The 13,281-nt window shown below is 55.3% G+C and carries 10 protein-coding genes; 7 read left to right on the top strand and 3 right to left on the bottom strand.

Going from position 1 to position 13,281, the window contains the following annotated elements:
- Positions 1-11: 11 nt before the first annotated feature.
- On the top strand, positions 12-788 hold the full coding sequence (locus ACZ1HE_RS18080; RefSeq protein ID WP_472623028.1) for a cyclase family protein: 777 nt from the start codon (positions 12-14) through the stop codon (positions 786-788).
- A 2-nt stretch (positions 789-790) separates the two neighbouring features.
- Here ACZ1HE_RS18080 and ACZ1HE_RS18075 read toward each other — a convergent pair whose 3' ends face one another.
- Positions 791-1,411, bottom strand: a complete 621-nt coding sequence (locus ACZ1HE_RS18075) for a TetR/AcrR family transcriptional regulator (RefSeq protein WP_472623026.1) — start codon at positions 1,409-1,411, stop codon at positions 791-793.
- A gap of 106 nt (positions 1,412-1,517) precedes the next feature.
- Here ACZ1HE_RS18075 and ACZ1HE_RS18070 point away from each other — a divergent pair, with 106 nt between their 5' ends.
- The 4 genes from ACZ1HE_RS18070 to ACZ1HE_RS18055 all read left to right on the top strand — a co-directional run bounded on the left by ACZ1HE_RS18070 (position 1,518) and on the right by ACZ1HE_RS18055 (position 8,260).
- Entirely contained in the window at positions 1,518-3,563 is a 2,046-nt protein-coding gene (locus ACZ1HE_RS18070) for an oxidoreductase (protein WP_472623024.1), read from the top strand.
- Positions 3,563-4,318 (top strand): NAD(P)-binding domain-containing protein, encoded by a 756-nt coding sequence (locus ACZ1HE_RS18065; protein WP_472623022.1) that lies wholly within the window; start codon positions 3,563-3,565, stop codon positions 4,316-4,318. The genes ACZ1HE_RS18070 and ACZ1HE_RS18065 overlap by 1 nt, the downstream gene beginning before the upstream one ends.
- Before the next feature lie 119 nt (positions 4,319-4,437).
- Positions 4,438-7,674 (top strand): acetyl-CoA carboxylase family protein, encoded by a 3,237-nt coding sequence (locus ACZ1HE_RS18060; protein WP_472623020.1) that lies wholly within the window; start codon positions 4,438-4,440, stop codon positions 7,672-7,674.
- A gap of 58 nt (positions 7,675-7,732) precedes the next feature.
- A complete protein-coding gene (locus ACZ1HE_RS18055) occupies positions 7,733-8,260 on the top strand; it encodes a thioesterase family protein (RefSeq protein ID WP_472623018.1) in 528 nt (175 codons plus the stop codon).
- Positions 8,261-8,307: 47 nt separating this feature from the next.
- On the opposite strand, the gene ACZ1HE_RS18050 is transcribed toward ACZ1HE_RS18055, so the two are convergent.
- Positions 8,308-10,227: a hypothetical protein gene (locus tag ACZ1HE_RS18050; RefSeq protein WP_472623016.1), complete on the bottom strand. Its 1,920-nt coding sequence runs from the start codon at positions 10,225-10,227 to the stop codon at positions 8,308-8,310.
- Between the two features lie 421 nt (positions 10,228-10,648).
- Here ACZ1HE_RS18050 and ACZ1HE_RS18045 point away from each other — a divergent pair, with 421 nt between their 5' ends.
- Positions 10,649-11,656, top strand: a complete 1,008-nt coding sequence (locus ACZ1HE_RS18045) for a hypothetical protein (protein WP_472623014.1) — start codon at positions 10,649-10,651, stop codon at positions 11,654-11,656.
- A gap of 5 nt (positions 11,657-11,661) precedes the next feature.
- Positions 11,662-12,924: a GNAT family N-acetyltransferase gene (locus tag ACZ1HE_RS18040; RefSeq protein WP_472623012.1), complete on the top strand. Its 1,263-nt coding sequence runs from the start codon at positions 11,662-11,664 to the stop codon at positions 12,922-12,924.
- On the opposite strand, the gene ACZ1HE_RS18035 is transcribed toward ACZ1HE_RS18040, so the two are convergent.
- A complete protein-coding gene (locus ACZ1HE_RS18035) occupies positions 12,914-13,222 on the bottom strand; it encodes an EthD family reductase (protein WP_472623010.1) in 309 nt (102 codons plus the stop codon). The genes ACZ1HE_RS18040 and ACZ1HE_RS18035 overlap by 11 nt on opposite strands.
- Between the last annotated feature and the right edge of the window lie 59 nt (positions 13,223-13,281).

Raw genomic sequence — 13,281 nt, 5'->3', positions numbered from 1 at the left:
GGAGCCTCCGCATGCCACGCCGATTTGTCGACCTGTCTGTTCCGCTGGAAATGGGCATCGTCTCGGACCCGCCGATCATGTTGCCCGAGATCGAGTACCTGAGCCACGATCAGACTGCCGGGCAGGTGATGTCGTTTTTTCCGGGTCTGACGCGTCACGATCTGCCGGGCGGCGAGGGCTGGGCGATAGAGCGTTTACAGATCGCCACACACAACGGCACCCATCTGGACGCGCCCTATCACCACCATTCCACGATGAACAACGGCGAGAGAGCGATCACCATCGACGAGGTGCCGCTTGAATGGTGCATGAACCCTGGCGTGAAACTGGACTTTCGCCATTTCGACGATGGCTATGTGGTAACCGCCGCCGATGTCGAAGCAGAACTGGCGCGGATCGGGCATGAGTTGAAGCCGTTGGACATTGTTGTCGTCAATACATCAGCGGGTGCGCACTATGGGCAGCCGGATTATCTGATGAAAGGCTGCGGCATGGGACGCGAGGCGACGCTTTACCTGACCGAGCGTGGGGTGCGTGTGACTGGCACAGACGCCTGGAGCTGGGACGCGCCGTTTCCGCTGACCGCGCAAGCCTATGCCCAATCGGGTGATGCCTCGATCATCTGGGAAGGACACCGGGCGTCTATGGACATCGGCTATTGCCACATGGAAAAGCTGTCAAACCTAGAGGATCTGCCACCCAATGGGTTCGAAATCTCGTGCTTTCCGTACAAGATTAAGGGCGCTTCTGCCGGGTTCATTCGGGCAGTGGCCATATTTCAAGACTGACGTTATTCGGTCAGATGCCGGGACATGAAACGTCCCACATCGCTTTCACTTGGACGCTGACCCGTGAAGACCTCGACGTAGTCGGGTACGTGGGCGATGCGTTTCCAGTGGCTTTCCTGCACCTGCATCGAAAGATACCCGATCTGCGTATAGAGCACGGTCATGGTGCGGATCTCGGCTTCGGCGTCGGAATAACCGTGATGAGCGAACATGGCCTGGATGGCCTCGACCCGTTGCTGGTCAGCGCGATCCAACCGGTGCTGCAACGTCGGATCGGTGCGGGCCCAGTTTCGGATTGCCAGATCCAGCCGGGAATCGAACAGGGTGTCGTCCAACCAGCAATCACAAAGGTTAAACATCGCTTCGCAGATGTTTTCTGCAAAAGCCTCGGTTCGGGCGACAAGATTGCCGGTATTCTTGGCCTCCCACCTTTGAACCAGCGCTTCGAGCAGTGCGTCGCGATCCCGAAAATGCCAATAGAACCCTGTACGGGACAAACCCAAAGACTTGGCCAGTGGCATCACTTTGACAGCGTCGATACCAGCTTCACACAACAGTTTCTCGGCGGCATCCAGCCACAAGGTTTCCGAACCGCGCTGGCGGGGAGGGGATTGGTCGTTCATGGCGCAGGCTTAGCATTGAGCCGCCTGTCTCACAACTGTGTTGACACTCTTGCATGAGTTCTCGACAGTAGTGTCGAGAAGGTTTGATTGAAAGCCACCAAACGTGATGTCCAAAGATCCATTGTTGCAGCCCTATCAACTCAAACATTTGACGTTGAAAAACCGCATAATGACGACAGCCCATGAACCGGCCTACCCCGAACAGGGAATGCCAAAAGACCGGTATCGCGCCTATCATGAAGAGCGGGCAAAAGCGGGTGTTGCCTTGACCATGACGGCAGGATCGGCGGCGGTCAGCAAGGACTCTCCGCCGGTGTTTAACAATATTCTGGCCTACAAAGACGAGGTCGTGCCGTGGGTTCGCAAGCTGACCGACGCGTGTCACGAGCATGGGTGCGCCGTGATGATCCAACTCACGCATCTGGGGCGCCGGACGGGGTGGAACAAGGGTGACTGGTTGCCGTCTGTGTCATCAACGCCGCATCGCGAACCTGCGCACCGCAGCTTTCCCAAACTGGTCGAAGATTGGGACATCGAGCGCATCATTCAGGACTACGCAGATGCCGCCGAACGGATGCAGGCAGGCGGCATGGATGGAATCGAACTTGAGGCCTACGGTCATCTGATTGACCAGTTCTGGTCACCGCTGACCAATCATCTCGATGGTCGTTATGGGGCCGATGGCCTGCAGAACCGCATGCAGTTCGGTATGGATGTGATTGCGGCTATTCGAGAGCGCGTAGGGACAAAGTTTCTGATCGGGGTGCGTTATACAGCGGATGAAACCGAGCAAGGTGGTATTACGCCCGATGTCGGTCTTGAGATGGCGCGTGTCATGCGGTCCAGCGGTCAGGTGGACTTTTTGAACGTGATCCGGGGGCGCATTCACACTGATCCGGCAATGACGGATGTCATTCCGGTTCAAGGAATGCGTAGCGCGCCTCATCTGGATTTCGCCGGTCGCATACGGGTGGAAACAGGCATGCCGACGTTCCACGCATCTCGTATTCCGGATGTAGCGACTGCCCGTCATGCAGTATCCGAGGGGCTGCTGGATATGGTGGGAATGACGCGTGCGCACATGGCGGACCCTCATGTGGTTCAAAAGATTGCCGAAGGACGCGAAGAAGACATTCGTCCTTGCGTTGGGGCCACCTATTGTCTGGACCGCATCTATCAGGCTGGCGAGGCGCTGTGCATGCACAACGCAGCGACGGGGCGAGAGCTGACCATGCCACATGTGATTTTGCCAGCGACGGTGCGCCGTCGTGTGGTGGTTGTGGGTGCTGGGCCCGGCGGGCTCGAAGCGGCTCGTGTTGCGGCAGAGCGCGGACATGCGGTCACCGTATTCGAAGTCGCGCCCGATCCTGGCGGTCAGGTTCGTTTGACAGCACAAACCCCGCACCGCCGCGAGATGATTGGCATCATAGACTGGCGCATGGCGCAATGCGCGGCACGTGACGTGCAGTTTAACTTTAGCACCTGGGCCGAAGCAGAGACTGTTTTAGAGCTGTCTCCGGACGTGGTTATTGTGGCAACTGGTGGGGTGCCAAACACGACCTTGTTCGAAGAAGACAATGAACAACCTTTGGCCACAAGCAGCTGGGATGTCATTTCAGGAGAGGTGAAACCAGCCGGGCGGGTTCTGATCTATGATGAAAGCGGTGATCATCCAGCGTTGCAGGCGGCGATGGCTGCTGCCGGGGGCGGAGCCGATGTCGAAGTGATGACACCCGATCGCACGTTTGCCCCGGATATCATGGCGATGAACCTGGTGCCCTATATGAGAGACCTACAGGCCAAGGGTGTAACGTTTACCGTAACGAAGCGGCTTAAGGGAATAGAGCGCATAGGTAACCGCCTGAACGCGGAAGTTGGAACGGACTATAGTGATCTGATTGAAAGACAGCCCTATGATATGATCGTCGTCAACTATGGAACTGTGCCGAACGCAGATCTGTATTTTGATCTGCGCCCCGCTTCGCGAAACGGTGGGGCTGTTGATTATGATGCGTTGATTGCCGGACAGCCGCAGTCCGTTGTTCGCAATCCGGAGGGTGTCTTCGATCTGTACCGAATTGGCGATGCTGTTTCGGCGAGAAACACTCACGCGGCGATCTATGACGCGCTTCGCTTGATGAAGGATATCTGATGAAAATAGGAGTACTGGGTACAGGTACAATTTCGACGGCGGTTGTCCGAGGGATAAGTGGAGACGGACACCAGATCGTTGTGTCCGAGAGGTCCAAGTCAAACGCGCAGGCCCTCGCCAGCGAGTTCGACAATGTAGGAATTGCAAGCAATCAAGACGTACTAGACCAGAGCGACGTCGTGTTGTTGGGGCTGATGGCCGATGTGGCTTGGGACCTGTTGCCTGACTTGCGGTTTCACGATGGTCAGGCCGTGGTTTCCCTGATGGCCGAAGTGTCCCCGGAAGACTTGGCGCCACTCGTCAAACCCGCCACGCTCGACGCCATAGCAATTCCTTTTCCGGCCATTGCACAGGGTGGTTCACCGCTGTTGTGTTGCCCGGCTACACCGTTGATGCACAATCTGTTTTCTGCTCGAAATCACGTCATACCGGTCGGTTCGGTCGCAGATCTTGAAGCCTATTTGGCGGCGCAGGCCATCCTGTCGCCAGCGGTCAAACAACTGGCCGTAACACGCGACTGGCTGGAAAAGCGAACCGGCGATGCTGCTGAAGCGGAGCGGTTTTTGCGATTGCTTGTCGGAGGAAGCCTGATGGCTGCCCCTTTGGATCATGTCGGTGCTTTGGATGATCTGGTTCTGGCCCTTAGCACGCCGGGTGGGTTTAACGCTGAACTGAGGGATTTTCTACTGGATCGGGGGATGGAAACGGACATCACCGCTGGATTGGAACAACTGTTTGGCAGGTTCCAAACCTGAGCATCGATTTCTGCCGTACTCCTCTGCGACCTTGCGTCAGCGTAAGTTGGCTCCCTCCAATACGCTGGATTCATGCGCCCATTCTGCCTTTGATAGGAACAGAGATATGAGGTGCGCTGATGTTCAAGAAACTGTTGATCGCCAACCGTGGTGAGATAGCAATTCGAATTGCGCGCACCGCTGCGCAAATGGGAATATCGATTGTCGTTGTCCATACCGCAGATGACGCGCGTTGCTTGCATGTCAAACATGGCGACGAAACCTGCCAGCTGCCTGGCAAGGGCGCCGCTGGTTATATGGACGTCGAGGCTTTGTTGCATGCAGCGAAATCAACCGGGTGTGATGCTGTGCATCCTGGCTATGGTCTGCTCAGCGAAAACGCGGACTTTGCCAGGGCCTGCGCACTCGCAGGTCTTACTTTTGTTGGTCCCGACCCCGATACCCTGGAAATTCAAGGCGACAAGGTGCAGGCCCGTACTCTGGCTGAGACAGTGGGGGTGCCCGTGCCTGAAGGAGCCGGGCCATTCACATCGGTGCAACAGGCGCAGGAATTCCTGAGCGCCTATCCGGGGCCAATCATGCTCAAGGCCGTGCAGGGCGGTGGGGGGCGAGGTATGCGGAAGGTGCAGACAGCCGAACAGTTAGCTTCAGTTTTTGAGCAGGCCGAAGCCGAGGCACTGGCCGGATCTGGTGTGGCCGAAATTTATGCTGAACGATACTTGGCAGGTTTGCGTCATATTGAAATTCAACTTCTTGGTGACGGCACGCATTTCACACACCTTTGGGACAGGGATTGTTCGCTGCAACGACGCAACCAAAAGGTCATTGAAATCGCGCCGTCTCCGAATGTTCCCGATGATTTGCGGGCGCGACTTGTCAAAGCAGCATTGGACGTTGGCCGAGCATGCGGACTACGCGGCTTGGCGACGGTCGAGTTTCTTGTTGATGTCGCTAAGGCTGCGTTTTGGTTCATTGAAACAAACCCGCGAATTCAAGTTGAACATACAGTAACCGAGGCGGTCACCGGACAGGACCTCGTCGAACTGCAATTGCGCTTGGCGGCAGGTCAAAGCCTTGGGGAAATCGACCCGGCTCTTTTGTCGCCAGCTCATCCCCGTGGCTATGCTCTGCAGTTGCGGGTCAATACCGAAGTTCTTCAGGCTGATGGGCGGGTTCTTCCGGCCAGTGGAACTATCGAACGATTCCAGATGCCGGGTGGACAAGGTGTTCGTATCGAGACGCACGGTTATGCTGGTTATGCCTCAAACCCCAACTTCGATCCGATGTTGGTGAAAATCATCTTACACCATGGCCGACAAGACCTGCCGGGTTTACTTCGCCGCGCGGAACATGCCCTTTCCGAGGCTGAAATTTCCGGGTTGGACACGAACCTACCTGTGTTGCGCTCTTTGTTGGCAGCACCAGAAATTCGAAACTGGGACGTTCATACAAGTTTGTTGGACGGCTTTGTTGCAGACTCAAAAAAGTCGACGCGGGTATTCGAGCCAATGCTGGAAGTTGAGCGCACACGCGATGTCGAGGCCAACACTTTGCCTGAAGGTCATGTTGGCGTGTGTTCTCCGATACAGGCGTTGGTAAGTGATGTGTTGGTTCAGCCGGGAGAGCACGTTCATGCAGGGCAGGAAGTGGCGGTCATCGAGGCGATGAAGATGCAGCACCCCGTTGTTGCTCCACGTGCCGGACAAATGACCGAAGTACGCGTTCAAAAAGGGCAGACGGTCGTTAAGGGGCATGTTCTGGCCGCGCTATGTCCGGATGACACAAGCGACGAGCAACGCCTTGTTGCGGAAAAACTGGATGTGAATGCACCGCGACAGGATTTGGATAAGTTGAACGCGCGACTGTCAAAGACACTTGACGATGCGCGACCAAAGGCTGTTGAGAGGCGTCGTTCACGCGGGCAGGCGACGACGCGCGAGAATGTCGAGCAGCTGTGTCGTGGGGGCAATTTTCACGAGTATGGTCAACTTGTCATTGCGGCGCAGCGTCGAAAACTGGGTGTCGATGCATTGATCGAAAACGCGCCCGCCGATGGTATTGTCACGGGGCTGGGGACCGTCAACGCTGACCATTTCCATGAGGATCGGGGACAAGTCGCGATCCTGGCATACGACTCGACCGTCATGGCTGGAACGCAAGGTGTGTTCGGGCATCGGAAAACCGATCGCCTGCTGGAAAAAGCTGCTGAAATGAATCTCGCCTGCATTTTTCTAACCGAAGGCGGAGGCGGGCGACCAAATGATGACGACTTCGCGGGGACAATGCATTGTGCGCTGGATGTAAAAACCTTTTCGGCTTTTGCAGGCCTGAGAGGGTGGGGGCCAAAGATAACCGTAAATTCAGGGTTCTGCTTCGCTGGAAACGCTGCACTGTTCGGGGCTGGCGACATTCGCATCGCCACACGCAACAGCTGGATCGGACTGGGAGGTCCGGCAATGATCGAGGCCGGAGGTCTTGGAAAATTTGATCCAAAAGAAGTTGGTCCAGCCTCGATGCAGGCCGAAATCGGGCTGGTTGATGTTCTGGTGGACACGGACGTTCAGGCCGTCGAGGCCGCACGTCAGGTTTTGTCCTATTTTCAAGGCGAGACTAAAGATTGGGAAGCAGCGGATGAACGGATGCTGCGCCATCTTATCCCTGAAGACCGTAAACGCATCTATGATCCACGTAAGGTCGTTGAGACGCTCGCTGATACAGACAGCTTTTTGGAACTTGGCAGTTTTTTTGGTTCTGGGTTGATCACTGGCTTTATGCGCGTACACGGTCGTCCGGTTGGCGTGATGGTCAACAATCCGCACCATCTGGGCGGAGCGTTGGATGCGGCGGCCTCGTCCAAGGGCGCGCGATTCTTGCGTCTTTGCAACCGCTTCGGTCTGCCGGTCCTGGCGCTTTGTGACACGCCGGGATTCATGGTCGGCCCCGAAAGCGAGCGCGCCGGTGGTGTAGCGGCCGCCTGCGAATTCATCGGTGCAGGTGCAGAGTTGCAGGTGCCGCTACTCTTTGTGGCAATTCGCAAAGGGTACGGCATCGGGGCGCAGGCCATGGCGGGCGGCAGCTTTGCCAATCCGGTCTTTACCATCTCGTGGCCCTCGGGTGAGTTCGGTGCAATGGGATTGGAAGGGGGAGTGCGACTTGGCTATCGCAAGGAATTGGATGCGCAACCGGACCCTGGATCAAGGGATGCGCTGTTCGAGAAACTGGTGGCTCGGGCCTACTCCGAAGGTGGAGCGATCAATGTCGCTTCCTACAATGAAATCGATGCAGTGATTGACCCGGCAGACACCCGAACTTGGATTCTGCGGGGGCTTGAGGCCCATAGGCCGATGGGGTCCTAGAGGTGTTGTCTAGGTGGTTGAATAATAAAGATCGTTTGGAGTAATTGTTGGAGTGCAAATGACAGGAGCAACCATGTCGGATAGTCCCGAAAGTGGTCACAACGGTCCTTACCCCGCACCAATCGTTGTGAAGGGCATGACGGTCAAGCCTGAGTGGATCGACTACAACAAGCACATGAACGTCGGATACTATGGCGTCGCCTTTGATCTCGCGTTGGAGCAAATGGTGGGTGATTATCTCGGAATTGGTGAGGACTATGTAAGAACGGCTGGAGCGGGGCCTTACATGATACAATCTCACGTCCAGTTTCTGCGCGAACTTCTCGAGGGAGAGGGTTTCTATTTCCATTTTCGACTGATCGATCATGACCGCAAGCGCCTGCATTACTTCGGGCAGATGTTCTCAGAAAAAGACGACGTGTTATGCGCCACCCAAGAAGGGATGATTATCAACGTCAGTCAAGCAACCGGGCGAAGTGCAGAGTATCCGGAATGGGCGCAAAGGCGGCTGGCCCGCATGTGTGAAGACCATAAAAACCTACCTGAGGCACCTCAAGTGGGTGCGAAGTTGGGTATTCGTAAGTAAGAAAGACCGGCAAATGCCGGTCCTTCCAAGTTCTTCAGGGCAGAAAATTATCCAACGTCCTCTGGGTCTTCTTCTTCCCACCTGTCGTCGGCATGGGCTGCATCGATGTCTTCGGTGCCTCTGTTCATCAGAGCCATGAAGTCATCTGGTGTTGGATGTTTCCCACCGGATGTTCCGCCTGAGGCATAAATGACGGTCTCATCATCTGCCGTGTCTTCACTTTTCGGATCTCCAGTGAATTTGGGCAGACCATCCCAAGACCCCTTGGTTCCAGCAGAGCCGGACCCTTTGGTTCCTGCAGAGCCGGACCCCTTGGTTCCAGCAGAGCCGGACCCTTTGGTTCCTGCAGAGCCGGATCCTTTGGTTCCAGCAGAGCCGGACCCTTTGGTTCCAGCAGAACCGGATCCTTTGGTTCCAGCAGAGCCGGACCCTTTGGTTCCTGCAGAGCCGGACCCTTTGGTTCCAGCAGAGCCGGATCCTTTGGTTCCAGCAGAGCCGGACCCTTTGGTTCCTGCAGAGCCGGATCCTTTGGTTCCTGCAGATCCGGACCCTTTGGTTCCAGCAGAGCCGGATCCTTTGGTTCCAGCAGAGCCGGACCCTTTGGTTCCAGCAGAGCCGGACCCTTTGGTTCCTGCAGATCCGGACCCTTTGGTTCCTCCAGAGCCGGACCCTTTGGTTCCAGCAGAGCCGGATCCTTTGGTTCCTGCAGATCCGGACCCTTTGGTTCCAGCAGAGCCGGATCCTTTGGTTCCAGCAGATCCGGACCCTTTGGTTCCAGCAGAGCCGGACCCTTTGGTTCCTGCAGAGCCAGACCCCTTGGTTCCCGCGGAGCCGGACCCTTTGGGATCATCATATTGCCCACCAAGATGTTCGTCGTACCAAACCGCCAGTTCGTCACCTTCAACGCCACCATTGTGATATGAGGGTGAGCCATCTTCGGTGTCAGATGGAGTTAGCAACTGTGCGTCCGGTGAGTTTGTATCGACGGCGACACCTATGCTGTCGAGATCAATATCATCCAAAGTTAGCGGGCCATTGTCCGAAAAGAGCGTGAAGTTGATATCGATTATTTCGTCATCGAACGGAAGATCCCCTGGATTTTCCGGTGTGTCACCAAATTCAAAGGCCGCATCAAACGCGGGCCCTGGCACCGTGAATCCGTTTGACAGGGTCGTTACGTTGTTTGCGTTGGCCTGGTGACCAATGACACCGCGTTCCCCCTCTGATGGGAAGAAGTTCAGTCCCTCAACTTCGCTATCATCCGCGAGGTTGAAGAAGAAGCCATCCAGATCAGCTACCTTTCCGCTGAAGTCCGTGGGTGAGAGGCGAATGAAGAGTTCGCCACCTTCCAAGGCAGTCACTTCGACTGTGACGCTCGGATCTGTACCCACTTCAAACTTGGTGTTGGTTTTCGGAGGATCAGTTGGCTCACTGCCATTGGACCCGGATCCCTTGGTTCCACCCGATCCCGATCCCTTGGTTCCACCCGATCCCGATCCCTTGGTTCCACCCGATCCCGATCCCTTGGTTCCACCCGATCCAGATCCTTTGGTTCCGCCTGATCCCGATCCCTTGGTTCCGCCTGATCCTGATCCCTTGGTTCCGCCTGATCCCGATCCTTTGGTTCCACCCGATCCAGATCCCTTGGTTCCGCCTGATCCCGATCCTTTGGTTCCGCCTGATCCCGATCCCTTGGTTCCGCCTGATCCTGATCCCTTGGTTCCGCCTGATCCCGATCCCTTGGTTCCACTCGATCCAGATCCCTTGGTTCCACTTGATCCAGATCCTTTGGTGCCGTCGGATCCGGACCCTTTGGTGCCGTCCGAACCATAACCGTCGGAGTGCCCAGAAAAATGCTTGGACAAATAAGTGTCATACCAGGATGTGAAATGACCGCCTTCAACGCCGCCATTGTGGTAGGATTTGCTGCCGCCGTATCCGTACCAATTCCAATACCGAAAACTCATGCGTGTTACTCCCCCTCAGGACGTGTGCGCAATCTCTGGCAACCAAACGCACCCAGCTCTTACACCGCGTATTAGGCACCAATACCCACCGATGCCCCTCAGGATATGACCCGAGGTCAACTGGGGCAAATTTGTGTCAACTTTCCGACAAATCTGGAGCGAAAATAAGGGGTGCTGGGAAACAATCAGGCCATAATCCGGTCAATTGACTACACTATCCCGTCAATCTCATTGAGATGGGAAGTAGAGGCGACCCCGAATCGAGGTGATATGATATGAATTTCGACCGTAAAGCTTCCTCAGAATCGACAGATTTCAAGGTTATCCAAGGCCTGGAGCGGACGTTCAGGACATCGGCATGTAGCCGAGGAGCAAGGTTAGGCGAGGTGCTATTGTGGTCAGCAAAGACAGCGACAATCGGTTGAAATTAATCGTTTCCACTGCCGAAGAACGGTTCGGTCGAGCTGTGTTGAAAGTGACGGCCCCCGGTGGCGAGGGGCGGTCAAGTTTCCGTCTGCACTTTGATGATATGGATGTTATTGCAACGCTTAGGCCTAATTTTCGCCGAACCCATCTTGAAGCACATGTTCTGGAGCAACTCCGCACCTATTGCGATGACACGCCTGAATGTCTTGGCGTTGACGGCGAGATCATGTTCCAGAGCGATGTGGGCAGACGTCGTTTGAACCAGGAGATCATCCGTCATGATCAAACGGGGCAACTGGATCTCGCAGCCCAAGCTGTGGCCTCGATCTTTCGATATCAAAGTGCGGCACGAAAATCGGATCTGCATGGCATGATGCCGCATTTGGGGGCTAACAAAAATTGGATCGAGAACTTTGTCGGCGCGGTCGATGCACTTCAACCCTTTTCCTCAGGGATTGCCGACGACTTCGACCAGATCGCGGCAAGCGAGGCGGTTTCCAGTCCTGGGCGTCAATTTGTTAAGTGGGATTGCCGTTCGGGCAATGCCGCGATTGGCAAAGACGATGTGCTTCGATGGTTTGACTTCGAATATTCTGGCTTGCGTCATGGGGCGGAAGATTTTGCCTGGTTGATCGGCGATGAAGCGTGGCCCGTTGCGCCAGACCAAATGGTTGACGTCATGATCGATTGCTTTGATCCTGAATGTGGACACGACTTAGCATCCTATCTGGAATACCTTTCAACCTATCTGACGTTCCATTGTGTACAGCGCTTCAAGCTGATCGTGAAAGAAGCGAAGAAGCGTGGCTGGTTGTCCAAAGAGCGTGTTCGAAAGTACGACGACGCCGGAGTGCACCCAGAGTTTGCAGCTCAAATCTGTCAGGTCGGCGCGTACTTCTCAGCTCAGGCACGAGTTACTGCGCCTTTGACCCGGAATTTTGAAGGTGCCCGGGACAGTTTCCTCGATATTCTCAGGGAAGGTGGCTCGCTGAAGAGCGCATAGTCAGTATGAACCGCGTCGTTCCAAATTCACTCGGGGCTTTGCCAATAATCGGCAATTTTCGGGTAGAGGCCGTGGATACGATGGACGGCTTTATGGAGTTGCGACACGCTTGGGAGGTGCTGGAGGGCAAAGACCCTGAAGGGACAGTTTTTCTGTCTTGGGCGTGGCTGCATAAAGCTTTTGCCTCGACCGAAGGGCGTTGGCGGGTTTTGGCAGTGTGGGCTGGGCCGGACCTGGTTTGCGTACTGCCGCTGAAATATCGGGTTCACTGGAGTACTACTCGGTTAGAATTCCAGACCGAAATCGAGGCAGGCGGACGTTTGATTTGGAGCGAATACACAGGGTTTCTGTGCGATCCAAAATTTGAAGCCGAGGCGATTGCAGCCTTGGCCACGCGTCTGCAGAATTGGCCATGGATACGATTGTCTTTGCGATATGTGCTGTCTGATCGACGCACAGCCTTGTTCAAGGCGTCATTTTCGCAAGATGAGTATCGCGTTCGAACTAAGCCTTATCTCATTAACAAGGGGCAAACCGACAACCTTTCTTGCCCACAAGTCCAGCTGCCCACCAGTTTTGATGCGTACCTTCAGCAGAACGTCAGCCGTAATTCTCGCCAGAAAATCCGACGGTTTGAACGGAAGTATCTTGAAACCAGTCAACTGCAGTTTGAACGATCCTCGGCTGCAGGGTTTGATCGGGATCTGAATACGCTTTGTCGGCTGTGGCGGATCAAATGGTCGCCGGTCAAAGGATCACGAACGGCTACAACCGTTTCCGAGAACTATCGGCAGGTCCTAACTGCGGCGCACGAACTGGGCCTCTTATATCTTGCAGTTTTACGTCAGGGTGCGCGTACATTGGGAGCCCTGGGGCATGTTTTGGACCCAGAACACAAGCGTGTTCACTTCATCGTATCGGGGCGAGATATCGCTGCCGAGGGGCATCACATCGGACCACTGTTACATTCCCAAAGCATTCGATGGGCGATCGAGAATGGCTATAAGGTCTATGATTTTTGTCACGGCAACGAGAGCTACAAATACGGCTACGGTGCCAAGGATGTAAGGGCCAACTACTTTTCAATCCGGCCATTGCAGTTGAGCAAGTCAGGATCGCATTTTGATCCACTTTGTCACAAAGAGGCGCTCGCCCGGGTTCTGGCATTCATTGAAAGCGGTGACGCAGAAAACGCGGCAACGGGTACGCGCCAGTTGCTGCGGCAACTGCGTCACTCAGATGTGGTTGGGGGACCGTCTAGCCGATAACTTCCCCGATCAACATTTGTGGTTGAACATTTGTAAAGTTCGGCAGGTCCGCCATTACAGGTCCGGCAACACCCATCGCTGCGCCGAGTGCGTCGTTGTCCGCAAAGACAATCGTGGCAACTGCGTGAAAACCAGCTGGCGTCTCGGGGCCACCTGCGACGCCTTTTGTCACCAGCGTCGATTGAATATGCGGCCCCATATGATCAGCAACCAATTGCATGTGCGTATCGGCGTAATAGCCATAATCGAATGTTGACCCTTCAGAGACGGGATAAATCACTTGTAAGGATACTGGCATTCCAGGCCCTCCTGATATGGATGAAGTTACCACAGCATAAGGCATCAAACCACGCGCGC

Source organism: Falsiruegeria sp. JB4-1 (assembly GCF_055693495.1).
Note: the sequence above shows the minus strand (reverse complement) of the source record. Positions and strands in the feature narration are given on the sequence as shown.